Below are 25,972 nucleotides of genomic sequence, written 5' to 3'. Positions count from 1 at the left end.
ATGCGTATCCCGCCAGACATTGCGCCTGACCGGGTTGCCATTTTTTCACGAACGGACGTTCCACGCATTACGGCATGTCGCGGTTTGGCCTTAAGGGCGGTAAGGCCCCGGACCGGTGCGACATAAAGACAGGGAGCCGGCCTTGTGGCCGGCCCTGAGGTCCTGACTTAACGGCGGTATTGCTGGGGACGGTGCGGCGCGGGTGCGCGCTCGTCTTTGTGACGGAAGTTGATGCGGCCCTTGGTCAGGTCATACGGCGACATTTCCAGGGTGACGCGATCGCCCGCCAGGATGCGGATGCGGTGCTTGCGGATACGGCCGGAGGCGTAAGCGCCAACTTCGATGCCGTTGTCCAGTTTGACGCGGTAGCGGCTATCGGGCAGCACTTCGTCAACAATGCCATCCAATTCGATGAGTTCTTCTTTAGCCATTCTCTACTCCTTGATCAATACGCGCAGCCAGGCCGGCGGCATGACGCGCCGCACGAAGCGGCAAGCGCGTTGGACACAGATAACCAGGTCCAGCGGTTGAACGTAAAACGTTCGGGCAAGCGCGGGTAATGGCCACGGCATCCCGGGTGGATGTCTGAAATGACGGATACTCGCGCAGCGTGGGCAATGTGCGCGCACGGCGCGGCTTGGTCGCGATACCGTGCAAGTGCACAGCACCGGAAGAAGCGGGTTGGAACTTTTGCTGCGTGCCTTGCGGCGCAGAGGGCTGCGGCGCGTGGGACAGTCGTGACGTCGCCGACAGTAGGAAGGTCGCCCGGCAAGGTTCAACCAAACCGGGGGCAGCCTGGGTATCTTGGGGGGTGACCCGAAGGAGTACAGGTTGGCACGCAGAGTGACCGAAGCCCGGTTTTTGCGGAAAAATCACGGACTTATGTTACTGCAAAGCGCGCCGATTAGCCAGTATTTATCTGCGGCAAAGCCGCGATAGTTGCTGCTGGACGACTCATGGGCGCCCCGGGGGCAAACACGCAAGCCCGCGCGGTCTGCTCTATTTATGGGGGCAAATCGCGCCGCTTCAATGCCTAGCTGACGTTTTGCGCCTGCGCGTCCGGTTCGACTACGCCGGGGAAGTCGTCCGGGTATTGCGGCAGGTCGTCTGTGATGTCGAACCATGGCGCCTTGCTGGCCACGTGGCAGTGGGCGGCGGGCTTGACGCCCGGGTCGTCGTCCAGCGCGCCCAGCGGCAGGCCATAGGTGTCGGGCGTCTGATCAAAGCGGCTTAGCAAAGGCGTGCCGCAAGCTTCGCAAAAACCGCGATAACTGCCGGGTGACGAGGCATACCAGGTGACGTGGTTTTCGCCCTTGGTCCATTTGAAATCAGACACTTGCACCGAAGCGCGGCTGCGGAAAGCCGCGCCGTGGGACTTGCGGCACATGATGCAGTGGCAATTCAGGGCGTTGGTGAGGGGGCCGTTGATCTCGTAAGCCACGCGGCCGCACAGGCAGGAACCGGTAATCATGATGAGCGCCAAGCGAGTGGGGGATTTCCTGAATATACCCGCGCCGACCCAGGCTGCAAGCCGTCGGCGGCGGCGATTGTGACGGATCTCTTTCAGTGCGTTGCTGACCCCGGTTTTTATCCCATCCGAATTGTCCGCCGGGTCATCGCGCTGTCATGCCGCGAAAACAGAATGCGCCCATGACCACAGACAAGGGGATCAGCGATGACGGTCGCCATTGAAGTACAGGGCTTGAGCAAGACCTTCCATGCCGGGGCCAAGGCGCTGGACAACGTCAGCCTGCAAGTCGCCGACGGCGAAATGGTGGCGCTGCTGGGCGCGTCCGGTTCGGGCAAGTCCACCTTGCTGCGCCATCTGGCCGGCTTTGTGGCCGGGGATGCGGGCCAGGGCAGCGTGACCGTCAACGGTCAGCTTATTCAGCAGCATGGCCGGCTAAGCCGCAACGTGCGCGCCGCGCGCGCCGGCATCGGCTTTGTGTTTCAGCAATTCAACCTGGTGGGCCGCCTGCCGGTGATTACCAATGTGTTGACCGGAATGTTGCCGCGCGTGCCGCTGTGGCGCAGCCTGACCCGCTGGTTCCTGCGCGCCGAAGTGCGTCAGGGCCTGGATGCGCTTGCCCAGGTTGGTATAGACGACTACGCATTTCAGCGCGCCTCGACGCTGTCCGGCGGGCAGCAGCAGCGCGCCGCCATTGCCCGCACGCTGGTGCAGAACGCGCGCGTGATCCTGGCCGACGAACCCATCGCATCGCTGGACCCCGAATCGTCGCGCCGCGTAATGGACACGCTGGCCCACATCAACCGCACGCGCAAGGTGGCGGTGGTGGTGTCGTTGCATCAGGTGGATGTCGCGTTGCGCTACTGCCCGCGCGTAGTGGCGTTGCGCCACGGCAAGGTGGTGTACGACGGCCGCGCCGCCGACCTGACCCCCGAAATGCTGCGCGACCTGTACGGCTCAGAACTGTCCGAGCTGCTTCCCGAATACACGCAGCAGTCGCCCGCCATGCCGGCGCTGGCGCCGCTGTCGCGGTTGGCGCACGCCGCCTGATCCGATCCTTGATTGCAACGCCGCGACCCCACGGCCTTTTCACCGTATCCACTCCGGAGTCATCCATGCTACGCAGAACCTTCTTTACCCTGATCGCCGCCGCCGCGCTGTCCACCCAGGCCGTCGCGCAAGACGCCAAGACGTTGAACTTCGGCATCATCTCGACCGAATCGTCGACCAACCTGAAGTCGGTTTGGCAGCCCGTCATCGACGACCTGAGCCGCGCCATCGGCGTGCCGGTCAAACCCTTCTTCGCCTCGGACTACGCGGGCATCATCGAAGGCATGCGCTTTAACAAGGTGCAGATGGGCTGGTTCGGCAACAAGTCGGCGATTGAAGCGGTGGACCGCGCCAAGGGCGAAGTGTTCGCGTCGGTGATCGACAAGGACGGCAACCCCGGCTATTGGTCGCTGCTGATCGTCAACAAGGACAGCAACCTGAAGACGCTGGACGACGTGCTGAAAAACGGCGGCAAGCTGAGCTACGGCGCGGGCGACCCCAACTCCACGTCCGGCACCGCCGTGCCCGGGTACTACCTGTGGGCCGCCAACAAGATCGAACCCAAGACGTTCTTCAAGACGGTGCGCGCCAGCAACCACGAAACCAATCTGCTGTCGGTCATCAACAAGCAGGTGGATGTTGCCGTCAACAACACGGAAGCGCTGGAGCGCTATCGCCTGAATACGGGCAAGGACGCCAACGACAGCGTGCGCGTGCTGTGGAAGTCGCCGTTGATTCCGGCTGATCCGCTGGTCATGCGCTCGGACCTGCCGGCCGACCTGAAGGGCCGCATCCGCGACTTCTTCGTCAACTACGGCAAGGGCAAGGACGCCCAGCGCGAATTGGCCAACCTGAAGGCGCTGACGTACCAGGGCTTCCGCGCGTCGGATAACCAGCAGCTCGTGCCCATCCGCCAGATCGAATTGGCCCGTGAAAAGGCCAAGGTAGAAGGCGACAGCACGCTGGGCCAGGCCGAAAAGCAAAAGCAGTTGGCCGACCTGGACGGCAAGCTGGCCGCGCTGGGCCAACCCGCCGTCGCCAAGCAATAACTTTCCTGATCGCCATCCATCGGACCGCCATGAGCCTAGCCACCCATTCCCCTCGCCTGCCCACCGCGCCGCGTTCTTCGCTGCCGGTCTTGCTGGTCTGGGCCTTTGTTCTTGCACTGCTGGTGATGTCATGGGGCGGCGCGGACATGCGGCCGATGGATCTGTTGCGCGACTCGGGCAACATGGCGCAGTTTGCCGCCGACTTCTTCCCGCCGAATTTCCGCGACTGGCGCATGTACCTGGACGAGATGATCGTCACCGTGCAGATCGCGGTGTGGGGCACGTTCCTGGCCATCGTGGTGGCCGTGCCGCTGGGTCTGCTGTGTTCGTCGAACATGGTGCCGGCGTGGGTCTACCAGCCCATGCGACGCCTGATGGACGCGTGCCGCGCCATCAATGAAATGGTGTTCGCGATGCTGTTCATCGTGGCCGTGGGCCTGGGTCCGTTCGCGGGCGTGCTGGCCTTGTGGGTGCACACCACCGGCGTGCTGGCCAAGCTGTTCTCGGAAGCCGTTGAAGCCATCGATCCGCGTCCGGTCGAAGGCGTGCGCGCCACCGGGGCCAACGCGTTGGAAGAAATCGTGTACGGCGTGATCCCGCAAGTGTTGCCGCTGTGGATCTCGTATTCGCTGTACCGCTTTGAATCCAACGTGCGCTCGGCCTCGGTGGTCGGCATCGTGGGCGCGGGCGGCATCGGCACGGTGCTGTGGGAAATCATCCGCAGCTTCCGCTACGCCGAAACCTGCGCGGTGATGATCATCATCGTGGCCTTCGTGGTGGCCATAGACATGTTGTCCTCGCGCATCCGGCGCGCGCTGATCTAGTCGGTGCGGCGTAGCGCCAGCAGGGCGGGCAGGGCCAACAGGCCCGCCAGCCTAGCGTGGTCGATATCCGCGTCCGACACCCTGGGGCGCGGCATCAGGAAGTTGACGGTGCCCAGGCAAACCCCGTCATACGACACCGGCACGTTGATGACCGATTGCAGGCCCAGTTCGCGGATGGCGTCGTGGTCGTTGAAGAATTCGCGGATGGCGGCTTCGCCTTCGCCCACGAACACGCGCTGGTCCAGCAGCACGTGCTGGCCCCACGGCGTGCCGCGCTTGTCCTTGCTGCCGCCCGGCGGATAGGCGTTGGGGTTCGAGCTGTACAAGCGCACCACGCGCATGGTGTCGGCGTCAAAGCGGTTGACGGTGCACAAGGCATGTTCAAGCCGGCCATGGGCGTAGGCGTCTATGGCCTGCAAGGCCGCCGTCGCATCCGCGGCGGCGTAGGCTTGTGCAATGGCCGACACGCCGGCTGCCGCCGGCGTCACGGAAGTCGGCGTGGCGTTCATTCCGCCGTGATCCCCAGTTCCTTGATCAGCTTGCCGTACTTGTCGGCATCGCGCGCCAGGATCTGGCCGAACTGCTCGGGCGTTGTTTCCGTCAGCAGCACGCCCATGTCGCCCATCTTCTTGATGACGTCGGGGCGCTTGAGGATCAGGTTGATCTCGCGGTTCAGGCGCGCGGTCAGCTCCGGCGGCATGCCGGCCGGGCCGAACGCGCCGTACCACACCGACAGCTCATAGCCCGGCAGCGTTTCGGCCACGGTCGGTACCTCGGGCAACAGCGGCGAACGGTTTTCTTCGGTCACGGCCAACAGCTTCAGCTTGCCCGACTGCACGTGCGGCAGGGTTTGCGTGCCGGCGCTGAACAGCACCTGCGTACGACCGGCCACGGTGTCCAGCACCGCGGGCGCGCCGCCACGATAGGGGATGTGCATCATCTTCACGCCGGCGGCTTTCTCGAACAGCGCGGCGCTCAGGTGGTTGGTCGACCCTTGGCCGGCCGAGGCATAGGCCACCGCATCCGGGCGGTCTTTCACGTAGGCGATGAATTCCTTCACGTTGCTGACGGGCACCGAGGGGTGCACCACCATCGTGTTCGTCACCAGCGCCAGTTCTGCGATGGGCGTGAAGTCCTTGACACCATCGAACGGCATGTTGGAATACAGCGCCTGGTTCATCGTGTGCGTGCTCATCGAGCCCACCAGCAGCGTGTAGCCGTCCGGCTTGGCGCGCGCCACGAAGGTGGTGCCGATGTTGCCGGACGCGCCCGACCGGTTTTCCACGATGACCGGTTGGCCCAGCGATTGCGTCAGCCCTTCGGACAGCACGCGCGCCAGAATGTCGGTGGACCCGCCCGCGGCCCACGGCACGATCAGCGTGATCGGCTTTTCAGGCCAGGCGGCCTGGGACAAGGCGGGCGTGGCGAGGGCCAGGCCTAGCGCGCACACGCGCATCAGTCGTTGGAAAGACAGTTTCATGGTGATTACCCCTGTGTAAGTGCCGGTCTGGACGCCGGCTGTTTGAAAAAGTGGATGTGATTCGTGAATGGGGTTTGCGGTTTGCGGTTTGTGGTTTGCGTATGCGTGTTCAATGCCGCCTGTTGTCACCGGCCAACGGCGTACCCCTGCATGCCGCGCGGGTTGGCCCCCGCGCGCAGCAGCAAGCCGCCGCCCATGCCCGGTTCACGCGTGCACGCGCTGATGCGCCCTTCGGACCACGCGGGGCCGACCTTGACGTCGTGGCCCGCCGCGCGCAGCGCGTCGATGGTGGCCTCGGGCAGACGCGATTCCACCGTCAGGCGGTTCAGCGTTTGCGTGCGTGGCCAGAACGATCCCGGGAAGTGATCGATGTGCCAGGACGGCGCGTCGATGGCTTCCTGCAAATTCATGCCCATGGCGTGACGCAAGAAGAACGCCACCGTCCATTGGTCCTGCTGGTCGCCGCCCGGCGTGCCGAACGCCATATAAGGTTGCCCGTCGCGCAGCACCAGGCCTGGCGACAGCGTCGTGCAAGGGCGCTTGCCCGGTTGCAGCTGGCCGGGCACGCCATCGTCCAGCCAGGTCATCTGCAAACGGGTCGTCAGCGGAAAGCCCAGGCCCGGCACGACCGGGCTGGACGATAGCCAGCCGCCCGACGGCGTGGCGGCCACCATGTTGCCGTCGCGGTCAATCACGTCGATCTGGCAGGTGTCGCCCACGAATATCTCGCGCGCGGCCCATTCGGCCACGGGCGGCAAGGCTGCGAACGTGGGTTCGCCCACGCCAAAGCGGGTGTCCGAGGCGGCCAGCGTGCGGGCCGCGGCGTCCAGGTCCGGCAGGCGGGGCGCCAGGCCGGCCGGGCTGCCGGGGCGGAAATCGGGCGACGCGTTGGTGCCGATCAATGCCGCGCGTTCGCGGGCATAGGCGTCGCTTAACAGCGCGGCCAGCGGCACCGGGGTGAAGTCGGGGTCGCCATACCAGGCGGCGCGGTCCGCGAAGGCCAGCTTGGCGGCTTCGGCAATGCGGTGCACGAATTGCGGCGAGGTCGGGTCCAGCCCGTCCATGCCCAGATGCCGCAGCATTGCCAGCTGCTGCAAATGCACCGGCCCTTGCGACCACACGCCGCACTTGGCCACGGTGTAGCGGCCGTACTGGGTGGTAACAGGCTCGTCGTAGGTGGCGCGCCAATCGGCCAGATCGGACTTGCGCAGCAGGCCACGGTTGCGCTGCCCCGTGGTGTCGCGCACCGGCTCATTGGTGTAGTAGGCGTCGATGGCATCGGCCACAAAGCCGCGATACCAGCAGTCCAGCGCGGCGTCGATGCGCCCGCGCCGGTCGGTGCTGGCGGCGTGCGCCTCGTCCAGGATGCGCGTGTACGTGTCGGCGATGGCGGGCGTGCAGAACAGCGAATCGGGCGCGGGTACGCGGCCGTCGGGCATCCAGACGTCGCGCGAGGTGGTCCATTCATCACGAAACAGCGCCTGCACGGCCAGCACGGCCTGCGACACGCGCGGCACCAGCGGGAAGCCGTTGCGGGCGTAATCGACGGCGGGGCGCAAGACGTCGGCCAATTCCCACGTGCCGTAGTCGCGCAGCAACGTCAGCCAGGCGCCGAACGCGCCAGGCACGGTGGCCGGCAGCAGCCCGATGCCGGGCACCATCTCCACGCCCAGCGCGCGGAACGCGGCCGGCGTGGCCAGCGCGGGCGCGGGCCCCTGGCCGCACAGCGCGCGCATGCGCTTTTCGTTTTCGTTCCAGAGCAGGATGGGCACTTCGCCGCCCGGGCCATTCAGGTGGGGCTCGACGATTTGCAGCGTGAAGCCGCCGGCCACGGCCGCGTCGTAGGCGTTGCCGCCGCGTTCCAGCACGCCCATGGCTACCTGCGACGCCAGCCAATGTGTGGACGACACAACACCAAAGGTGCCGCGAATTTCAGGACGGGTGGTAAAGGATGCGCTCATGGGGCGGCTCGGTGACAGGCGGGGAACGACCGCAGTATAGGGTCGTGAAATAACTGGAATCATCTTTATGGGCATGATTCAATAACCGTCTGGTTATAGAACGCCACCGAGTACCGCATGAGCTGGGACCCCACCCGACTGTCCAATCGACTGAAGCACCGCCATCTGGCCCTGCTGGCCAACATTGCCCGGCATGGGTCCCTGACTCGTGTGGCGGCGGCTACCGGCATCAGCCAGCCCGCCGTCACCAAGGCGCTGGCCGAACTTGAAGATATTTTCGGCGGGCCGCTGTTTCTGCGCAGCGGTCGTGGCCTGTTGCCCACGCCGCTGGGCAACCTGGCGCTGGTGCGCGCGCGCCACCTGCAAAGCGACCTGGACCTATGGGCGCGCGAAGTCCAGGCGCTGCATGCCGGCCATTCCGCGCACCTGAACGTGGGCGTGGTGCCCTACGTGTCCAGCGCCTTGCTGACCGCCGCCATCAGCCGCCTGCATCAGCGTTATGGCGTCACGTTGACCCTGCATCGCGCGACCACGGACCACCTGGTGCCCATGCTGCGCCGCCACGAGCTGGATTGCATCATCAGCCGGGCCACGTCCACCGTGGCGCTGGACGACCTGATGCACAAGGTCCTGTACCGCCAGCGGCCGCGCCTGATCGCCCACAGCAGGCTGGCGCAACGGCTGGCGCGGCGCAAGCCGGATTGGGCCGCTGTCGCCGCCATGGATTGGGTGCTGCCCGCCGCCAACACCCCCACGCGGCAATTGATCGTTGAACACTTCATCCGCGCGGGATTGCGGCCGCCGTCCCCCGTGCTGGAAGCCTATTCCACGGATGTCATCGAAGGCATGTTGACGATGAACGAAACGCTGATATCCGTGGTGCCGGAAGACATCGCGCGCGAGCTTTGCCAGCGCGGAAAGCTGGGCATGCCGCCCTGGGACTTCGGGTGGGAACTGCCGCCCATCAACCTGATCCGACGCAAACGCGATCAGGTGCTGGCGGCCGAGGAACGGTTTTCGGAGATCCTGCTGGACCTGTGCGGCGACGCGGGGGCGTCCATTGGTACGGGGGCGGCCCCGGCTCCGGCCTAAACGGCGATTGTTCGCCGCACGATGTCCAGCAACTCGGCGGCCGCCACATCGGGGTCGGCATCGTTGCTGACGCGCCGTATCACGCACTGCGCCGGCACCGCGTAGTCCTGCGACGCGCGTGCCAGCCGTTGTGCGATCTGCTCGCCGCTTTCACGGCCCCGGCCCGCCAGCCGCTGCGCAAGCAGCGCCGGGGCAACGGTCAGCGCTACCGCCGTCAACGCGGGATAGCGCGCGTGCGCGATGGGCAGGTGCGCGCGCGAACCGTTCACGATCACCACCGCGCCACACGCCAGCCAGGTGTCGATTTCGATGCCGATGCCGTATTGCAGCCCGTGGCTGGCCCAACGCATCGCAAAGCAACCCAAGGCCGCGCGGCGGTCGAATTCGTCAGGCGTCAAAGACAGCGCGTCTTCCGTGGCGCCGCTGTCGCGCGTGATGTAGCGGTGCGCCACCAGCACGGGTTCATGCGCGTGCAATTGGGCGCGCACACGACGCAGCAGCGTGTCCTTGCCGCTGCCCGATGCGCCCATCAAGTAGATCAGCCGCGCGCCGCAAGCCGGCGGCGGAACCGGTGCGGGCCCGGTCATGGCGCGGGGGCGCCTTGCAAGGCCTGCACGCCGATGGCGTCTGTTTGCGCGCCGTCGAAATGGTAGTGGCGCGCGGCGACGAAATCCGCACCCGGCTCCGGCTGCACGAACAGGCTGACGCCAGACACGGGCATGGCCTGCCCGCGCAACGGCTCGGCAAAGGCGGCCACGCTGTGTTGCGCCGCGGCCAGCGCGTCGCCTTCCAACTTGCCGGTCAGCGTGATGTGGAACGTGTACGTATCGAAGACATAGGGGTAGCCCCAGCGCGCCAACATGGCTTGCTGCGCGGGCGTCAACGCAGTGGCCTGGCGCCTTGCCAGTTCGTCGGCGGTGGGGGGCGCACGCAGGGCGTCAAGATCGCGCACGGCCGCGTCCGCCAAGGCCTGGATGCGGCTGTGGCCAACGGCATCCGCCTGCGCGATGCGCCAGGCCAGGAAGCCGCGCAGCCTGGCGCATTCCAACATGACGCTAAAAGGCGCGAAACCGCGCGCAAGCGTGCGAGCCGCGTCGTCCAGCGCCTGCGGGGTCGCGCCCGATGCCAGGCGAAAGGGCGGCTTCAGCGTGGCATGCAGGCCGTAATGGCGTGGCGCGGCAGTCCAGTCGCGCGCGGCGGATGGCATGCCCGGCAGGGGCGGCAGCGCCGCGCCCGTGTCGGCGCAGCGTCCCAGCCAGCGGCTGCCAACATCGCGCCAGGGTTTGGCGGGCGACAGGTACAGGGCGTAGCGATGCGCAAGCGCCATGGTCAGGCCGCCATGCGTTGGCTGTGATCGTCGCCGAAGACCCGCGTGGCATAGCGCAGTTCGCCGCCGACTATGGCGGCCACCACGCGCGGCAGTCCCGGCAGATGGTCGTCCACCACGATGGCGTCGGCGATCAGGCCCGGCGCCAAGGCGCCCCGGTCTTTCAGGCCGGCGGCGCGCGCGGGGTTCATCGACACCAGGTTCCAGGCCTGCGCCAGGGGCAACACGCCGTCCTGCACCAGCCGCATCACGGCGGCCAGCGGCGCGGGGTAGTAGTAGTCGGACGTCAACACGTCGCACAGCCCGGCCTGGATCATCTGGGTGGCGCCCGGCGCGCCCGTATGGCTGCCGCCGCGCACGACGTTGGGCGCGCCGAAGACCACGGCGTTGCCCAGATCGCGGGCGACGCAGGCGGCTTCGCGGGTCAGCGGAAATTCGGCCACGCCGCAACCCAGCTGGTGGTAGTAGCGGCGCGTGGCGGCGTCGGGGTCGTCGTGCGAGGCCACCTTCAGGCCCGCGGCCTGCGCGCACAGCGCCAGGTCACGCATGGCGTCCGCCACGGAATCGGCCGCCGACATCGCGGCGCGGATGCGTTGCTGGAAGGCGTCCAGATCGCACTGCGCGCGGTCTGCGTACTGCATCAGCTTGCGTTCATCGCCAAGACGGCGCGCCATGCTGGGCAGGTGATCGTTCAACGCCAGAAAGCGCACCCGGCCATCGCGAATCCACTGCTGCGCCAGGTCCACGCCGCCGATGTGGTGGGTTTCAAAACGCAGGTGCACATAATGCCGTGCGCCCATCATCGGCTTCATGCGCTCCAGCGCGTCGAACATGCGTTCGGCATAGGCTTCGCCGCGCAGGCCGCCTTCCCAGGACAGGGTCACGCCATGGAATTCGGTGGTGATGCCGTTGGCCAGCAACTGGCGGTCGACATCGAACAACGCGCTGTCATACGGAAAGGTGACACTGGGGCGCGGCATGATGGCGCGTTCAAACGCGTCGCCGTGCAAGTCCACGATGCCGGGCAGCACCAGCAGGCGGCCGGCGTCGAACCACGGCGCGCCGCGCGCGGGGGCGCTTGCGCCGTCGTCGATCAGTCCGCCTTGAAAGCGCAGGCTGGCCTGTTCAACGCCGCGCGGCGTCAGGATGCGTTGGCCTGTGACACCGGCCAGGGGCGAGGGGGCGTGTGAGTTCATTGCGCCAAGTTATCGGTCTAGCATGACAGCCAGATGTCTAGATGATTGATATTGCATTTTCCGCGCCGGTGCGCGGCACGGCGAGCCGGCCGATCAGCTGTCGTCCGCCACCATCAGCTGCACCAGGTCGCCGACAAAGCGGGTGATGCTGTATTGCAACGGCGCGCCCTCCTGGTCCACGTTCAAGGCTTCCACTTGCAGGATGGGCCGCGTTTTGGGCTGACCCAGCAAGCGCGCGGTTTCGGGCGTGGGTAGTGTGGCGGTAATGCGCGACCACTTGCGCGTGTAGTCGCCAATGCCGTAGTGGCCATACACCTTCGACACCGAGCGCAGCGCGGTCAGCCGGTCGGCAAAATCGGGAAAGCGCTTTTCGTCGAAGTAGTGTTCAGAGGTACTGATGGTTCGGTTTTCGGCCTTGCCAACAATCTGCACGCGCAACAGCGGCGCCGTGCGAGCCAGGCCCAGGTGCTTGGCGATATCGGCGGCGCGCAGCGTCTGGCTGCCCAGCGCCTCCTGGTGGCCCAGCACGCCCTGGCTACGCAGGTTTTCGGAAAAGCGCGTGCGCTTGCCGATGGCGTAATCAATGGCGTGTTCTTGCACGAACGTGCCGCGGCCCTGTTCGATGCGCACCAGCCCGCTTTGCTCAAGCTCGCCCATGGCGCGGCGGATGGTGTGCCGGTTGACTGAAAACTTGGCGGCCAGTTCGGGCTCGGACGGCAGCTGTTCGCCCGCCATATAGAGCTTGTTGCGGATGTCGTCCGCCAGGGACTCGCCAATTTGCCGCCAGACGGCGATGCCGGAACCTCGTTCGACCATAGGGTGCGCTCTTGCTGTCACATCAGCTTCATGAAGAATGGCTGTGATTGTGCACCATGCGGCGGCGGCCGGGTAGGCGATGTGCAGCCGATGCATCGCCGCCGCAACTGTCATCAAAAATTCACGCCAGACTGTTGAACTTCAATTTGTCAGCGATCATACTTCATCCAGTCGTCTAGACGTGTAGAGGAAATAATGGATCACTCACAAGCAGGGCAGAACGCGGCGAACGCCAGGCGTGCCGCCTGGATGCGCGTGCTGTCGTTGGCCGACCCGGCCGCGCTGGAAGGCGCTTTAAGAGGGTTGGGCGGCGTACCCGCCCACCAGATGCTGCGGCCCGCGCAGACCGGCATGGCGATGGTGCGGGCGCGTAGCGGCGGCACCGGGGCGCGCTTCAACCTTGGCGAAATGACGGTGACACGTTGCGCCGTCATGCTGGCCGACGGCGTGGTGGGCATGGCCTATGTGCAGGGGCGCAGCGCCCGGCACGCCGAACAGGCCGCCGTGGCCGATGCGCTGCTGCAACTGCCCGAATGGCACGACACGGTGGATGCACAAGTGATCCAGCCGCTGGCGCGGGCGCATGCCGACAAGGTCGATGCCCAGGCCCGCGTGGCCGCGCAAACCAAGGTCGAATTCTTCACGATGGTGCGGGGCGAGGACTGACATGCCGACACAGACCATGCAGGCACAAAGCCTGCAAGCACAAAGCCTGCAAGCACACAGCGCGCAAGCACAGGACCTGCAAGCCCAGGCGATGCCGATCCGCACCGACGCCGCGCCCGCCGCGCGGCGCGGCTTGTTGCCCGGGTTTGCCAACCCCGTCAACGATGCGCAAACCACCTTCCGCGCCGCGTTGCGTGCGTTGGCGCATCCCGGTCGCATCCAGCGGATCACCGCGCGCACCGGCGTGCCTGCCGGGCTTTCGATGGCGATGACGGCGTTGCTGCTGACGCTGGTGGACGGTGACACCCCGCTGTGGTTGCCGCCCGGCGTGAACGAGGACGTCGTGACGTTCCTGCGCTTTCACTGCGGATGCCCCTTCGTGCCGTCGCCGTCGCTGGCTCGCTTTGCCGCCGTGCCGTCCGGCCACGCCGCGCCCGCGCTGTCGGCCTGCCATGCGGGCGACCCGGCGTATCCCGACCTGTCCACCACGTTGCTGATCGACGTCGACGCGCTGGCCGACGACGGCGTTATGAACGCCGCGCATGACACCGTCAGCCTCGGCGGCCCCGGCATCAAGACCTGTCACGCGCTGTCGGTAGCGGGCTTGCCCGACGGCTTTTGGCGCGAATGGCGCCTGAACCACCAACGTTTCCCGCTGGGCGTCGACGTGTTCCTGACGCAAGGCGAGCGGATCTGTGGATTGCCGCGCACCACGCGCGTGGAGAACTGACATGTACGTCGCCGTCAAAGGGGGCGAGCGCGCCATCCTGAATTCCTATCGCATGCTGGACGACTACCGCCGCGGCAACCGCGAGGTGCCCGAGCTAAGCCTGGACCAGATCCGCGAACAGATGCCGCTGGCCGTGTCACGCGTGATGGCCGAGGGCTCGCTCTACGATCCGCAACTTGCCGCGCTGGCGCTAAAGCAAGCCGCCGGCGACCAGATCGAAGCCGTGTTCCTGCTGCGAGCCTATCGCACAACGCTGTCGCGGCTGGGCTATACGCAGCCGATCGACACCGGCGCCATGCGCCTGCAACGCCGCATTTCGTCCACGTTCAAGGACGTGCCCGGCGGGCAGATCCTGGGCCCCACCTACGACTACACGCAGCGCCTGCTGGACTTCACGCTGGCGGCCCAGCGCGAGGCGGACGCGCTGCCCCCGGGCGCTGACGCCCTGGACAGCGACATGCCGCGCGTGACGGACCTGCTGGCGCACGATGACCTGATCGACGCCGAGCCCGTGCCCGAGGGCGACCCCGAGCCTTTCGACCTGACGCGCCAGCCGATGGAATTTCCGGCATCGCGCCCGGCACGCTTGCAAAACCTGGCACGCGCCGACGAAGGCTTTCTGTTGTCCATGGGCTATTCCACGCAGCGCGGCTATGGCAACACCCATCCCTTCGCCGCCGAGATCCGCTACGGCACGCTGGAAGTCGACATGATGGTGGAAGAGCTGGGCTTTGCCGTCACGGTGGGCGAAATCGAAATCACCGAATGCCAGATGGTCAGCCAGTTCGCCGGCAACGGCGAAGACGGCCCGAAGTTCACGCGCGGCTACGGCCTGACGTTCGGCTACGGCGAACGCCGAGCCATGTCGATGGCGCTGGTGGACCGTGCGCTAAAGGCGCAAGAACTGGGCGAGCGCGCCGACTCGCCCGCCAACGATCACGAATTCGTGCTGTATCACAGCGACAACGTCGAGGCGTCCGGTTTTGTGCAGCACTTGAAGCTGCCGCACTACGTGGACTTCCAGGCCAACCTGGAACTGCTGCGCCGGCTGCGCGCCGACCGGCACGCCCCGCAACCCGCTTCCCGCGACCTGATGGACGAGGCTGTTTCGCAATGACCCCGAACACGAATGCAACGCTGAACAACAAGGCGGACGCGACGGCCAACGCCACGGTCCGCGCCATAGCCAACGATCCGGCCACCGCCTCGGCTGCCTCGGCCGCCACGGTCCCGCGCGACGAGCACTACAACTTTGCCTACCTGGACGAATCCACCAAGCGCATGTTGCGCCGCGCCTTGCTCAAAGCCGTGGCCATCCCCGGCTACCAGGTGCCGTTCGGCAGCCGCGAAATGCCGCTGCCGTATGGCTGGGGCACGGGCGGCATCCAGGTAACGGCGGCCATCATCGGCACGGATGACGTGCTTAAGGTCATCGACCAGGGTTCGGACGACACGACCAACGCCATCAACATCCGCCGCTTCTTCGGCCGCGTCACGGGCGTGGCCACCACCACGTCCACGCCCGCGGCGACTATTGTGCAAAGCCGCCACCGCATCCCGGAAACCCCGCTGCGCGAAGGGCAGGTCATGGTGTTCCAGGTGCCCATCCCCGAGCCCCTGCGCTGGTTGGAACCCAGCGAAACCGAAACGCGCACCATGCACGCGCTGGCCGAGTACGGCGGCATGCACGTCAAGCTGTACGAAGACATCGCGCAGCATGGCCACATTGCCACCACCTACGATTACCCCGTCATCGTGAACGACCGCTACATGATGCGGCCGTCACCCATCCCGAAGTTCGACAACCCCAAGCTGGACGGCAGCCCCGCGCTGATGCTGTTCGGCGCCGGCCGCGAAAAGCGCGTCTACGCCGTGCCGCCCTACACCTCGGTCAAGAGCCTGGACTTCGACGATCACCCGTTCACCGTGGAAACCTGGGCCGAATGCTGCGACCTGTGCGGCTCGCGTGACAGCTATCTGGACGAGATCATCCTGGACGACGCCGGCACACGCCGCTTTGTGTGTTCGGACACCGAATACTGCAATCACCGCCAAACGCAGCAACGCGACAACGAGGCCGCCGCATGAACGCGCATCCACTGCTTTCCGTGCGCAAGCTGACCCGCACGTGGGACGGCGTGCACGGCTGCCGCGACGTCAGCTTTGACCTGTATCCGGGCGAAGTGCTGTGCATCGTGGGGGAATCGGGCTCGGGCAAAAGCACCTTGCTGTCGGCCGTGTCGCACCAGACCGCGCCCGATGCCGGCAGCGTCTGGTACGACACGCGTGACCAGGGCTTCATCGACCTGGCCGGCCTGCAAGGCGCGCGGCTGCGATTGTTGTCGCGCACCGATTGGGGCTTCGTGCGGCAGAACGCCCGCGACGGGCTGCGCATGCAGGTCAGCGCGGGCGCCAATATCGCCGAGCGGCTGATGGCGGTGGGCGACCGGCACTACGGCGACCTGCGCGCCGTGGCGGGCAATTGGCTGCAAAAGATGGAGATCGACGTGGGCCGGCTGGACGATACGCCGGTGTCGTTTTCCGGCGGCATGCAGCAGCGTCTGCAAATCGCCCGCAACCTGGTAACGCACCCGCGCCTGGTGTTCATGGACGAACCCACGGCATCGCTGGACGTGTCCGTGCAGGCGCGGCTGCTGGACCTGCTGCGCCAACTGGTCACGGACCTGGGCCTGGCCGCCATCGTCGTCACGCATGACCTGGCGGTGGCGCGGCTGCTGGCGCATCGCACGCTGGTGATGCGCGGCGGCGTTGTGGTTGAAAGCGGGCTGACCGACCAGATTCTTGACGACCCTCAACACCCCTACACCCAGTTGCTGGTGTCTTCCATTTTGCAGAGCTGACCATGCATGCATCCTTACCCATGATCGAAGTGCGGGGGCTGGTGAAACGGTTCACGCTGCACAACCAGGGCGGCATGCATCTGCCCGTGCTGGATGCCGTGGACATGACCGCCGCCGCCGGCGATTGCCTGGTGCTGGCCGGCCCGTCGGGCACCGGAAAAAGCACCTTGCTGCGTTGCCTGTATGGCAACTACCTGGCTACCGAAGGCAGCATCCGCGTGCGCGCCCATGATGAATGGGTCGAGCTGGTGGGCGCGCCCGAACAGCGCATCCTGGCGCTGCGCCGCGACGTCATCGGCTACGTCAGCCAGTTCCTGCGCGTCATTCCCCGGGTGTCCGCGCTGGACGTGGTGGCCGAGCCGCTGCGCGTGGCGGGCGTGGACGCCGCCGATGCGCGCGAGCAGGCCGGCGCCTTGCTGCAACGCTTGAATGTGCCGCCGCGTTTGTGGGGCCTGGCGCCCGCCACGTTTTCCGGCGGCGAGCAGCAGCGCGTCAACATCGCGCGCGGCTTTATTGCGCGCCATCCGATTCTGTTGCTGGACGAACCCACGGCGTCGTTGGATGCCGATAACCGCCGCGTGGTGATCGCGCTGATCCACGAAGCACTGGCGGCGGGCCGCTGCCTGCTGGGCATCTTTCACGACGCCGAAGTGCGCGACGCCGTTGCCACCCAAACCCTGGCGCTGCGCCCCGCGCCGCCCGCCTCGCTTGCCCTGGAGCCCTCATGCCAAGCTCATACCTGACCCATGCCCGCGTGATCATGCCCGACCGCGTGCTGGAGAACAGCGCGGTGCTGATCGATGACGGCCGCATCGTGGCCATCGAGCCGGACGGCGCGCGGGCGGACCGCGTGGTTGACCTGCAAGGCCAGACCTTGATGCCCGGCTTGATCGACCTGCATTGCGACGCCATCGAAAAGGAAGCGGAGCCTCGCTCGCGCGTGCTGTTTCCGTTCGATTTCGCGGTGGCGCAGGTCGACCGTCGCAACGCCGCCGCGGGCATCACCACGCCTTTTCATGCGCTGTCTTTCGCCAACAATGAATGGGGCGTGCGCAACAACCAGACGGCGGCGCAGGTGGTGCGCGCGGTGCATGCGTTCCGCCCGCACAGCCTGGTGGACAACCGCGTGCATTGCCGCTACGAAGTCACCGACCCAACCTCAGTGGACGTATTGCGCGCATTGATGGACGAAGGCGCGGTGGACCTGTTGTCGGTGATGGACCATTCGCCGGGGCAGGGGCAGTTCAAGACGCTGGAATCCTATCTGCAATACATGATGGGCAACCACGCCATGAGCCGCGAGCAGGCCGAAGAGGCGGCCCACGCCAAGACACGCGCCAAGGACGGGGCGGTGACGCGCGTGCAGGCACTGCTGGCGCACGCGCATGCGCTGGGCATCGCCACCGCCAGCCATGACGACGATTCCGTGCAGCGCATCGCCACGATGCGCAACCTGGGCGTGTCGATGAGCGAATTCCCCATCACGCTGGACACGGCGCGCGCGGCGGTTTCCTGCGGCCTGCCCACCATTCTCGGGGCGCCCAACGTGTTGCGCGGGCAAAGCCAGAGCGGGTCAATGCGCGCCATCGACGCCATCCGCGCGGGCGTGGCCAGCTGCCTGTGTTCGGACTACCAACCGTCCACGCTGATCGCCGCCGCATTTGCCGTGGCGGCGCAAACCGACCTGAGCTGGCCGCAAGCCATCGCGCTGGTCACGGCAAACCCGGCCGACGCCTGCGGGCTGTCCGATCGGGGCCGGATCGCGGTGGGCCAGCGGGCGGATCTGGTGGCAGTGGCACAAGTTGGCGCGCTGCCACTGATCAGTCACACCTGGTCGGCCGGCCGGCTGGTATTCTCCACGCACTACCTGCCGACGCGCACGCACGCGGCGGCGTCGCCCGAGGCGCAACGCGAGGCGGCATGACACCCTGTTTTTCCGGAGTACCGCGATGAATCCGATCGTGATTGCCGTGGCGCTAAGCGCAACGCATGCGTTCAGCAAGCCGGTCGTGCCGACCATCCTGCTGGTCAAGGGGCTGGGCGTCGAAGGCGACGCGCATCAGGGGGTGACCGTCAAGCATCGCTCGCGCGTGCGGGCCGACCCCACGCAGCCCAACCTGCGCCAGGTGCATCTGATTCAGGCGGAACTGCACGACGAGCTGCAACTGGCCGGCTTCAATGTGGCCGAAGGCACGATGGGCGAAAACATCACCACGCGCGGTATTGACCTGTTGGCGTTGCCGCGTGGGGCGCGACTGCGTATCGGCGAAGACGCAATCATCGAAATCACCGGGTTGCGCAATCCGTGCGTGCAACTGGACCAATATCAGAAAGGTCTGATGGCCGCCGTGCTGGGCCGCAACCCCGACGGCAGCCTGCAACGGCGCGCCGGCGTGATGGGGATTGTGATCGAGGGCGGGGCGGTCAGCCCGGGCGACAGTATCCGAACCGAGCTTCCCGCACTGCCGCATTTGGCACTGGAACGGGTGTAGCGTCAAAAACATCGCGGGCAGCCACAGACGGGTCGCCGCGCATCTGGTTAAATGGCGAAAGGCGTAACGGCCTGAGGCGCAGCCGATACTTTTTCGGCTCGCCATCCAATTTTCCGGAGCGCGCAATGGCACGATTCAATTTCACCCAAGACCCCGAAGAACCCGATCTGTGGGCGGCCGAAAACGTGCCTGCCGGCGATGGCCGGCCCCCCATTCACGTCATGATCCAGACGGATGGCGAAGAGCCCGACAGCGGCGCCTCCAAGGTGGTCAAGGGCATCATCGACAATCTTGACGATCACATCCTGGCAGCGGCCGAGTTCCTGCTGGATAACTATTCGTACGAGCACTACAAAAAGCTGGGTCTGGAAGACGACCAGCTGCTGCAGGAAGAAACCGCCGACGCCATGGCCGAAAAAGCCGTGCTGCGCGCATTGTGGCTGTTCGACGAAGACGGCGACGGCTACGAACTGTGGTTCACGCTGCCGTGGGATCCGGTCCACACGTATGACGTCGAATTCGAAGACGGCGCGCCGGTGTCGTGCTCGGTCAACGACTAAGCAGTTGAAAACCCGGCCAGGCGCTGACAGTCCGATCAAGCACTGAAAGCCTGACCCAGCACTGAAAGCCGGTTGCGCGCTCCGCCGATCCGCCCTCGTGGCGGCGGCGGGGTCTTCAGCGGACCAGCTCGAATTTTGTCGACAGGCTTTGCCCCAACGATTCGTCGTAGCGGTAACGCAGCTTGATTGGCTTGCCCTGGCGAATCTGGCCGGGCGGCGTGTCCTCCAGCGACACGTCCATTTCGCGGTTTACGAATTCGGTGCAATCCGTATCCGCGCGCGCGCCTTCCGGAATGTCGGCCGCCTTGACCTTGATACGAAACGTGGTTTGAGACAGCGTCGTGCCGTCGGTGCGGCTTTGCCGCATCTGTAGCGCGGGCGTGGTGACTGTGCCGGCCAGGTCGCAGGAAATGCGGGTCCAGGCGTTTGCGTCAGCGGCGGCAACCAGGGCGATTGCCGCCAGGATGCCGCGCAGGGGGAGGGGTGTCATGGCATTGCATGGGGCGGGCGCCGCCGGATGGCACGCCGCGCCGCAGGTCAAGAACGGGAAGCCTATGTTGCGCCCGCGCTTGCGGCGCGGTCAAGCGCCCGATCATGTGGCCCGATTACGTGGCCCGATCAAGCAGCCCGATCCAACAGCCCGATCCAACAGCCCGATCAAGCCGCCGCATCGTCGCGGTCGTCTTCCAGTTTCGCAATGACGGCGGTGGCCAGGCTGTTGCCCACCACATTGGTCGCGGTGCGGCCCATGTCGAAAAACTGGTCGATGCCCATGATCAGCAGCAGGCCCGCTTCCGGCAAATGGAACATCGGCAGGGTGGCGGCCACCACGACCAGCGACGCGCGCGCCACGCCCGCCATGCCCTTGCTGGTCACCATCAGCACCAGCAACAGCGTCAACTGCTGCGCAAAGCTCATCTCAATGTTGTAAGCCTGCGCAATGAACAGGACGGCGAACGACTGATACATCATCGAGCCGTCCAGATTGAACGAATACCCCAGCGGCAGTACAAAGCCCGAAATGCGCTTGGACACGCCAAAGCGTTCTAGTGCTTCGATGGTCTTCGGATAGGCCGATTCGCTGCTGGCCGTGGAAAATGCCAGCAAGGTCGGCTCTTTGATCAGCCCGCCCAGGCGGCGCGTGGACTTGCCCAGGAACAGGTAACCGACGCCAAACAGAATGGCCCACAGCAGCGCCAGGCCCAGGTAGAACTCGCCGATCAACTTGCCGTAGCTGACCAGCACGCCCAGGCCTTCGGTGGTGATGGCGGCGGCCATGGCGGCGAACACGCCCAGCGGCGCAAAGCGCATCACGTAGTCGGTGACGCGGAACATGATCTTGGCCAGCTCGTCGATCATGGTGTAGATCGTGTGGTGGCCCTTGCCGCGTATGAACGACAACGCTGCGCCAAAGAACAGCGAGAACACCAAAATCTGCAAGATCTCGTTGTTGGCCATCGCTTCGGCGATGCTCTTGGGGAACACGTGCGCGATGAACGCCTTGAGCGTGAAGTCGCCCGTCTTCAAGCCCGAGGTGATGCCCGTGTCCGGAATCGCCAGGTTCATGTGTGCGCCCGGCTGGAAGATATTGACCAGCAGCAGGCCCAGCAGCAAGGACACGGCGGACGCCGCGATGAACCACACCATGGCGCGCAGGCCAATGCGGCCCACGGCGTTCGCGTCGCTCATGCTGGCCAGGCCCGACACCAGCGTCGCGAAGACCAGCGGCGCGATGATCATCTTGATCATGCGCAGGAAGATGTCCGTGACCAGGCTGAAGTACGACGCAATTTCCGCTGCGTGCTTCGCGTCCTGCGCCGTCTTGTTGCACACGTAGCCCACCACGACGCCCAGCACCATGGCGATGCCGATGTAACGCGTCAGCTTCTTTGTATTCATGATCAAAACGGAAACAAGGGACCCGCCGCATAGCGCCCCGGGGTGGGGGTCGGCCCGCCGGCATGGGGCGGGAAAGGCGGTCCGGTTTTGGGGATGCCAAGGCAAATCCCGGGGTACGGGTTTTCCCTTGGGGCGCGATGTTAACGCCCGCCACCTGACAGTCAGTTGTCATCTTGGGGACATATCCGTAACACCTTTGACGTGACAGAATGGGTCCGCCCGGCCGAACGCATCGGCCATGCGGCGCATTTGAAAAGCCGGCCCCGATGGGGCGATAACAGGAGACAAGGCAATGCCGAAACGCGAACTGTCCGTGCTGGCAACGGGATACACCTACCTAGAGGGCTTGCGATGGCACGAAGACCGCTTGTGGGCGTCGGACTTCTATACCGGGCAGGTCATCGCCGTGGATCTGAAGGGCAATATTGAGCTGATCTGCCGCGTGCCCCAGCAGCCCTCGGGCCTGGGCTGGCTGCCCGATGGCCGCTTGCTGATCTCATCCATGAAAGACCGCAAGGTGTTGCGCCGGGAAGCTGACGCCACGCTAAGCGTGCATGCGGATTTGTCCTCGCTGGCGGGCGGCCCGATCAATGACATGGTGGTGGATGCGCAGGGCCGGGCGTACGTCGGCAACTTCGGTTTCGATTTGATGGCGGGCGAACCCGTCGCGACCACGGCGCTGGTGCGCGTCGACACGGACGGCGTTGCGCAGGCCGTGGCCGATGGGCTGTGCTTTCCCAATGGCTTGTTCATCACGCCGGATGGCAACACGTTGATTGTCAACGAGACGTTCGGCAACCGGATCTCGGAATTCGACATCCTGCCCACGGGGGCACTGGGCCCGCGCCGCGACTGGGCCAACTTCGGCCCGTTGCCGGATAGCGACGACCTGTCGGTATTGATCGCCGCGTCGGCCATCGCGCCGGATGGCGGCGCGCTGGATGCCGAGGGCGCGCTGTGGGTGGCGGACGCCATCGGCAAGCGCATCGTGCGGGTGGAGCGGGGCGGCACCATTCTGGAACAGATCGATACCGGCGAATTCGGCATCTTCGCCGCGGCGCTGGGCGGTCCGGACGGCTGCACGCTGTTCATGGCGGCCGCGCCGGATTTCATCGAGGCAAACCGCCGCGCCAAGCCCGAAGCCCGCATCCTGACGACTCGGGTGGACGTACCGCACGCCGGTCGGCCCTGAGACCGGGGCCGGAGTCGGGCGGGGGGCTGGGTGGAGGCTGAAGGCGTAGACCGGTTCTACGCCTTCCGTCCTCGGCTGAATGGACTGGATACCGGCGGTTGCAAGACCTTTCCTGGAAACCCCCGTAAAATCACCCCATTCAGCAAGCCTTCAACCATTTCAATAAACAGTACTTAGGAGGACCACTCATGGCCCTAGTCTCCATGCGCCAGTTGCTCGACCACGCCGCCGAGAACGGCTACGGCATTCCGGCTTTCAACGTCAACAACCTGGAACAGGTCCAGGCCATCATGGAAGCCGCTGCGGAGACCGACAGCCCGGTGATCATGCAAGCCTCGGCCGGCGCGCGCAAGTACGCGGGCGAAGGCTTCCTGAAGCACCTGATCCAGGCCGCGGTTGAGTCCTACCCGCACATCCCCGTCGTGATGCACCAGGATCACGGCCAGTCGCCCAAGGTCTGCCAAGGCGCCATCGACCTCGGTTTCTCCAGCGTGATGATGGACGGTTCGCTGAAAGAAGACGGCAAGACCATTGCCGACTACGACTACAACGTCGAAGTGACCAAGAAGGTCGTGGACGTGGCCCACAAGCTGGGCGTGACGGTTGAAGGCGAACTGGGCTGCCTGGGTTCCCTGGAAACCATGGAAGGCGACAAGGAAGACGGCCACGGCGCCGACGGCAAGCTGACCATGGACCAGCTGCTGACCGACCCGGAACAGGCCGCCGACTTCGTGCGCCGCACCCAGCTGGACGCGCTGGCGATTGCCATCGGCACCAGCCACGGCGCCTACAAGTTCACGCGCAAGCCCACCGGCGACATCCTGTCGATTTCCCGTATCAAGGAAATCCACGCCCGCCTGCCCAACACCCACCTGGTGATGCACGGCAGCTCCAGCGTGCCGCAGGAACTGCTGGCTGAAATCCGCGAATTCGGCGGCAACATGAAGGAAACCTACGGCGTGCCGGTCGAGGAAATCCAGGAAGCCATCAAGTACGGCGTGCGCAAGATCAATATCGACACCGATATTCGTCTGGCCATGACCGGCGCGATCCGCCGCTTTTTTGCCGAGAACCCCGAAAAGTTCGACCCGCGCGAATACCTGAAGCCCGCCCGCGCCGCCGCCAAGGCGATCTGTGTGGCTCGCTACACGGAATTCGGCACCGCCGGCAACGCCAGCAAGATCCGCGCGCTGCCGCTGACCGAAATCGCCGCGCAATACGCGTCGGGCAAGCTGTCGCAAGTGGTGCAGTAAACCTATCCAGCGCCGCCTTCGGGGGGCGCCGGGATAGCAAAAAGGGGTGGGTCCGTCGTGGACCCACCCCTTTGTTTTGGCCGGCTGCCAAGACGGGCGTATCGGCTGGCCGCGTCAGCCCCGCAAGTCAGGCGGGCGGCGAGTTTTGCGGGAAGTGCGGCACGCTGCGGTCCACGTGGTGCCAGGACGGCGCCGAACTCGTCCACAGGCTGGCCTTGGCGTGAAAGGCTTCCGGATCGTCCAGCGAGCCCGCGCGCACCACTTCGTATCCCATGCCTTCCGAGCCGCCGAATAGCGGCGTGCCACAGGCGGCGCAGAAGCTGCGCATGACGGTGTGCCCGGAATCGCCCTTGTAGCGGTGTTCCTTGGCCTGGCCGCGCAGCATCGTGATCGAGCCGGCGGGAAAGATCAGCGCATGGGCCGGCGCGCCGCCGCTGGAATATTGGCAGTCGCGGCAGTGGCAGGTGGCGGCGGTGATGGGTTCGTCGGTGACGGCGTAACGGATCGCGCCGCACTGGCAACCGCCAGTCAGGTGTACCTGCGCGTCGGCGGCGGACGGGCGTTTAAGGGAAGCATCCTGCATACGGCTTTGTCTCCGGGCGTGAGGTCTGCGCCGTGACGCGGCTGGGGCGGTCGGCGCGAATCGTGAGTCGGGAATCAGAGGCTAACCCGGCCCTTGCCGCCCGGCAAGACGGGCATATTTGCAGTAATCTATGCGTCTTGCACAGGCCATGCCGCCTTTTGCGCAAGTTTCGATTTCGTTCTACTTCCCGCCCTGGCGCTCGCCCGTGGCGGGAATCTTCATTTTTGCCATAGGCCATTCCCGTGACTTCTGCTTTGCATCAATCCAGCATCAAGTCCTTGCCGCTGCTGGGCCGCGGTAAGGTGCGCGATATGTACGCGGTGGGCGACGACAAGTTGCTGATCGTCGCGTCGGATCGTATCTCCGCGTTCGACGTGATTCTTGACGACCCCATTCCCGGCAAGGGACAGGTGCTGACCGAGCTGACCGAATTCTGGTTGCAGAAGCTGGCCCACATCCTGCCGAACCACTCCACCGGCGTGAAGCCCGAAGACGTGGTGGCGCCGGACGAAGTTGACCAGGTGCGCGGACGCGCTGTCGTGGTCAAGCGCCTGAAGCCGATTTTGGTGGAAGCCGTTGCACGCGGCTACCTGATCGGCTCCGGCTGGAAAGACTACCAGGCCACCGGCAGCGTCTGCGGCATTCAGTTGCCCGCCGGCCTGCAACAGGCCAGCCAATTGCCCGAACCGATCTTCACGCCCGCCGCCAAGGCCGAATTCGGCATGCACGACGAAAACGTGGACTTCGCGCACGTGGTCAAGGAAGTGGGTCAGGAAATGGCCGAACGCATCCGCGACGTGACCCTCAAGCTGTACGCCGAAGCCGCGCGCTTTGCCGCCACCAAGGGCATCATCATTGCCGACACCAAGTTTGAATTCGGCCTGGACGATAACGGCACGCTGCACTTGATGGACGAAGTGCTAACGCCCGATTCGTCGCGCTTCTGGCCGGCCGACGGCTACCGCGTGGGCATCAGCCCCCCGTCGTTCGACAAGCAGTTCGTGCGCGACTGGCTGGAAACCCAGACCTGGGACAAGACCCCGCCCGCCCCGCGCCTGCCGCAAGAAGTGCTGGAAAAGACCGCCGCCAAGTACCGCGAAGCGCTGGACCGCCTGATTGCCTGATCCCGTCGGGCGCCGTTGACGCCGCCTAGACGAAAACAAACCCGCCGGTGAGTCCACCGAGCGGGTTTTTTCTTTGGGGGGACGCATAAGTTCGCCGCGCGCGCATCCGGGCTTTCGATAACAAATATGTCGGATTGTTACGTTATACTCCTCGGTTGCTTACAGGACGCCGCCGACAGGAGCCCGTCGCATGATCATGATGTTGCCGTTTCTGACTGGTCTGATCGCCGTGTGGTTTGGCGTGCTGGGCCGTCGCCGTCCATGCGTGACCTTCTGGCTGCTGACCTTGCTGATCTTCGCGGCCTGGTGCGTGCATCACATGAATACGCCGCTGGCGTTGTCGCTGTAA

29 protein-coding genes are annotated in these 25,972 nt (G+C 65.5%); 17 read left to right on the top strand and 12 right to left on the bottom strand.

Features of this window, described 5'->3' with window-relative positions:
* Positions 1 to 167: 167 nt before the first annotated feature.
* Both infA and DVB37_RS21530 read right to left on the bottom strand, forming a co-directional pair.
* Positions 168 to 431, bottom strand: a complete 264-nt coding sequence (gene infA, locus DVB37_RS21535; RefSeq protein ID WP_006221179.1) for a translation initiation factor IF-1 — start codon at positions 429 to 431, stop codon at positions 168 to 170.
* Between the two features lie 602 nt (positions 432 to 1,033).
* Entirely contained in the window at positions 1,034 to 1,471 is a 438-nt protein-coding gene (locus DVB37_RS21530) for a GFA family protein (protein WP_120157595.1), read from the bottom strand.
* A 204-nt stretch (positions 1,472 to 1,675) separates the two neighbouring features.
* On the opposite strand from DVB37_RS21530, the gene phnC reads away from it, so the two are divergent.
* The 3 genes from phnC (at position 1,676) to phnE (ending at position 4,391) form a co-directional block, all read left to right on the top strand.
* On the top strand, positions 1,676 to 2,518 hold the full coding sequence (gene phnC, locus DVB37_RS21525; protein WP_046804385.1) for a phosphonate ABC transporter ATP-binding protein: 843 nt from the start codon (positions 1,676 to 1,678) through the stop codon (positions 2,516 to 2,518).
* A gap of 65 nt (positions 2,519 to 2,583) precedes the next feature.
* Positions 2,584 to 3,567 (top strand): phosphonate ABC transporter substrate-binding protein, encoded by a 984-nt coding sequence (phnD, locus tag DVB37_RS21520; protein WP_046804386.1) that lies wholly within the window; start codon positions 2,584 to 2,586, stop codon positions 3,565 to 3,567.
* Positions 3,568 to 3,596: 29 nt separating this feature from the next.
* Positions 3,597 to 4,391: a phosphonate ABC transporter, permease protein PhnE gene (phnE, locus tag DVB37_RS21515; protein WP_046804387.1), complete on the top strand. Its 795-nt coding sequence runs from the start codon at positions 3,597 to 3,599 to the stop codon at positions 4,389 to 4,391.
* Here the strand turns inward: phnE and DVB37_RS21510 are convergent.
* From DVB37_RS21510 to DVB37_RS21500, 3 genes are all read right to left on the bottom strand, one after another.
* Positions 4,388 to 4,900: a GAF domain-containing protein gene (locus DVB37_RS21510; RefSeq protein WP_120156728.1), complete on the bottom strand. Its 513-nt coding sequence runs from the start codon at positions 4,898 to 4,900 to the stop codon at positions 4,388 to 4,390. The genes phnE and DVB37_RS21510 overlap by 4 nt on opposite strands.
* Positions 4,897 to 5,871 (bottom strand): tripartite tricarboxylate transporter substrate binding protein, encoded by a 975-nt coding sequence (locus DVB37_RS21505; protein ID WP_046804389.1) that lies wholly within the window; start codon positions 5,869 to 5,871, stop codon positions 4,897 to 4,899. Before DVB37_RS21505 ends, DVB37_RS21510 begins: the two co-directional genes overlap by 4 nt.
* A gap of 125 nt (positions 5,872 to 5,996) precedes the next feature.
* Positions 5,997 to 7,832: a gamma-glutamyltransferase family protein gene (locus tag DVB37_RS21500; RefSeq protein WP_120156727.1), complete on the bottom strand. Its 1,836-nt coding sequence runs from the start codon at positions 7,830 to 7,832 to the stop codon at positions 5,997 to 5,999.
* 117 nt (positions 7,833 to 7,949) lie between these two features.
* On the opposite strand from DVB37_RS21500, the gene DVB37_RS21495 reads away from it, so the two are divergent.
* Complete coding sequence (locus tag DVB37_RS21495) at positions 7,950 to 8,924, top strand: LysR family transcriptional regulator (RefSeq protein WP_046804391.1); 975 nt, start codon at positions 7,950 to 7,952, stop codon at positions 8,922 to 8,924.
* Here DVB37_RS21495 and phnN read toward each other — a convergent pair.
* The 4 genes from phnN to phnF form a co-directional block, all read right to left on the bottom strand.
* Positions 8,921 to 9,511 (bottom strand): phosphonate metabolism protein/1,5-bisphosphokinase (PRPP-forming) PhnN, encoded by a 591-nt coding sequence (gene phnN, locus DVB37_RS21490; protein ID WP_120156726.1) that lies wholly within the window; start codon positions 9,509 to 9,511, stop codon positions 8,921 to 8,923. The two genes, DVB37_RS21495 and phnN, sit on opposite strands and share 4 nt — an antisense overlap.
* Complete coding sequence (locus DVB37_RS21485) at positions 9,508 to 10,251, bottom strand: DUF1045 domain-containing protein (protein WP_120156725.1); 744 nt, start codon at positions 10,249 to 10,251, stop codon at positions 9,508 to 9,510. The genes phnN and DVB37_RS21485 overlap by 4 nt, the downstream gene beginning before the upstream one ends.
* Positions 10,252 to 10,253: 2 nt before the next feature.
* Positions 10,254 to 11,447, bottom strand: coding sequence for an alpha-D-ribose 1-methylphosphonate 5-triphosphate diphosphatase (locus DVB37_RS21480; RefSeq protein WP_120156724.1), 1,194 nt, complete (start codon positions 11,445 to 11,447; stop codon positions 10,254 to 10,256).
* A 93-nt stretch (positions 11,448 to 11,540) separates the two neighbouring features.
* Positions 11,541 to 12,263, bottom strand: a complete 723-nt coding sequence (gene phnF, locus DVB37_RS21475; protein ID WP_120156723.1) for a phosphonate metabolism transcriptional regulator PhnF — start codon at positions 12,261 to 12,263, stop codon at positions 11,541 to 11,543.
* 195 nt (positions 12,264 to 12,458) lie between these two features.
* Here phnF and phnG point away from each other — a divergent pair, with 195 nt between their 5' ends.
* The 9 genes from phnG (at position 12,459) to DVB37_RS21430 (ending at position 19,572) form a co-directional block, all read left to right on the top strand.
* Positions 12,459 to 12,929, top strand: a complete 471-nt coding sequence (phnG, locus tag DVB37_RS21470) for a phosphonate C-P lyase system protein PhnG (RefSeq protein ID WP_120156722.1) — start codon at positions 12,459 to 12,461, stop codon at positions 12,927 to 12,929.
* Between the two features lie 91 nt (positions 12,930 to 13,020).
* The gene (phnH, locus tag DVB37_RS21465) at positions 13,021 to 13,659 is read left to right on the top strand and encodes a phosphonate C-P lyase system protein PhnH (RefSeq protein ID WP_120157594.1); all 639 of its coding nucleotides are present in this window, start codon (positions 13,021 to 13,023) and stop codon (positions 13,657 to 13,659) included.
* 1 nt (position 13,660) lies between these two features.
* Positions 13,661 to 14,776, top strand: a complete 1,116-nt coding sequence (locus DVB37_RS21460) for a carbon-phosphorus lyase complex subunit PhnI (protein ID WP_046804398.1) — start codon at positions 13,661 to 13,663, stop codon at positions 14,774 to 14,776.
* Positions 14,773 to 15,747, top strand: coding sequence for an alpha-D-ribose 1-methylphosphonate 5-phosphate C-P-lyase PhnJ (locus DVB37_RS21455; RefSeq protein WP_305781988.1), 975 nt, complete (start codon positions 14,773 to 14,775; stop codon positions 15,745 to 15,747). Before DVB37_RS21460 ends, DVB37_RS21455 begins: the two co-directional genes overlap by 4 nt.
* The gene (phnK, locus tag DVB37_RS21450; RefSeq protein ID WP_046804399.1) at positions 15,744 to 16,520 is read left to right on the top strand and encodes a phosphonate C-P lyase system protein PhnK; all 777 of its coding nucleotides are present in this window, start codon (positions 15,744 to 15,746) and stop codon (positions 16,518 to 16,520) included. The genes DVB37_RS21455 and phnK overlap by 4 nt, the downstream gene beginning before the upstream one ends.
* Before the next feature lie 2 nt (positions 16,521 to 16,522).
* Positions 16,523 to 17,263, top strand: a complete 741-nt coding sequence (phnL, locus tag DVB37_RS21445; RefSeq protein WP_104144582.1) for a phosphonate C-P lyase system protein PhnL — start codon at positions 16,523 to 16,525, stop codon at positions 17,261 to 17,263.
* Positions 17,245 to 18,444 (top strand): alpha-D-ribose 1-methylphosphonate 5-triphosphate diphosphatase, encoded by a 1,200-nt coding sequence (locus DVB37_RS21440; RefSeq protein ID WP_104144581.1) that lies wholly within the window; start codon positions 17,245 to 17,247, stop codon positions 18,442 to 18,444. Before phnL ends, DVB37_RS21440 begins: the two co-directional genes overlap by 19 nt.
* 25 nt (positions 18,445 to 18,469) lie before the next feature.
* Entirely contained in the window at positions 18,470 to 19,012 is a 543-nt protein-coding gene (locus DVB37_RS21435) for an MOSC domain-containing protein (RefSeq protein WP_046804402.1), read from the top strand.
* Positions 19,013 to 19,137: 125 nt separating this feature from the next.
* The gene (locus DVB37_RS21430; RefSeq protein WP_046804403.1) at positions 19,138 to 19,572 is read left to right on the top strand and encodes a hypothetical protein; all 435 of its coding nucleotides are present in this window, start codon (positions 19,138 to 19,140) and stop codon (positions 19,570 to 19,572) included.
* A gap of 115 nt (positions 19,573 to 19,687) precedes the next feature.
* Here DVB37_RS21430 and DVB37_RS21425 read toward each other — a convergent pair whose 3' ends face one another.
* Positions 19,688 to 20,062, bottom strand: a complete 375-nt coding sequence (locus DVB37_RS21425) for a hypothetical protein (protein WP_046804404.1) — start codon at positions 20,060 to 20,062, stop codon at positions 19,688 to 19,690.
* A 167-nt stretch (positions 20,063 to 20,229) separates the two neighbouring features.
* Complete coding sequence (locus DVB37_RS21420) at positions 20,230 to 21,471, bottom strand: dicarboxylate/amino acid:cation symporter (protein ID WP_104144615.1); 1,242 nt, start codon at positions 21,469 to 21,471, stop codon at positions 20,230 to 20,232.
* A gap of 292 nt (positions 21,472 to 21,763) precedes the next feature.
* Between DVB37_RS21420 and DVB37_RS21415 the strand changes: the two genes are divergently transcribed.
* Both DVB37_RS21415 and fba read left to right on the top strand, forming a co-directional pair.
* Entirely contained in the window at positions 21,764 to 22,663 is a 900-nt protein-coding gene (locus tag DVB37_RS21415; RefSeq protein WP_120156721.1) for an SMP-30/gluconolactonase/LRE family protein, read from the top strand.
* Between the two features lie 188 nt (positions 22,664 to 22,851).
* Positions 22,852 to 23,916 carry a class II fructose-bisphosphate aldolase gene (gene fba, locus DVB37_RS21410; protein WP_046804412.1) on the top strand — a complete coding sequence of 355 codons (1,065 nt, stop codon included), beginning with the start codon at positions 22,852 to 22,854 and terminating at the stop codon, positions 23,914 to 23,916.
* 127 nt (positions 23,917 to 24,043) lie between these two features.
* Here the strand turns inward: fba and DVB37_RS21405 are convergent, their stop codons facing one another.
* On the bottom strand, positions 24,044 to 24,499 hold the full coding sequence (locus DVB37_RS21405) for a GFA family protein (RefSeq protein ID WP_104144577.1): 456 nt from the start codon (positions 24,497 to 24,499) through the stop codon (positions 24,044 to 24,046).
* A gap of 242 nt (positions 24,500 to 24,741) precedes the next feature.
* On the opposite strand from DVB37_RS21405, the gene DVB37_RS21400 reads away from it, so the two are divergent.
* Together DVB37_RS21400 and DVB37_RS28445 are read left to right on the top strand one after the other, a co-directional pair.
* Positions 24,742 to 25,623 (top strand): phosphoribosylaminoimidazolesuccinocarboxamide synthase, encoded by an 882-nt coding sequence (locus tag DVB37_RS21400; protein WP_046804414.1) that lies wholly within the window; start codon positions 24,742 to 24,744, stop codon positions 25,621 to 25,623.
* 190 nt (positions 25,624 to 25,813) lie between these two features.
* Positions 25,814 to 25,972, top strand: coding sequence for a DUF5993 family protein (locus DVB37_RS28445; protein WP_046804415.1), 159 nt, complete (start codon positions 25,814 to 25,816; stop codon positions 25,970 to 25,972).

Source organism: Achromobacter sp. B7, assembly GCF_003600685.1.
Taxonomy (GTDB): Bacteria; Pseudomonadota; Gammaproteobacteria; order Burkholderiales; family Burkholderiaceae_B; genus Achromobacter; species Achromobacter spanius_B.
This window is presented reverse-complemented; position numbering and strand designations above follow the sequence as displayed.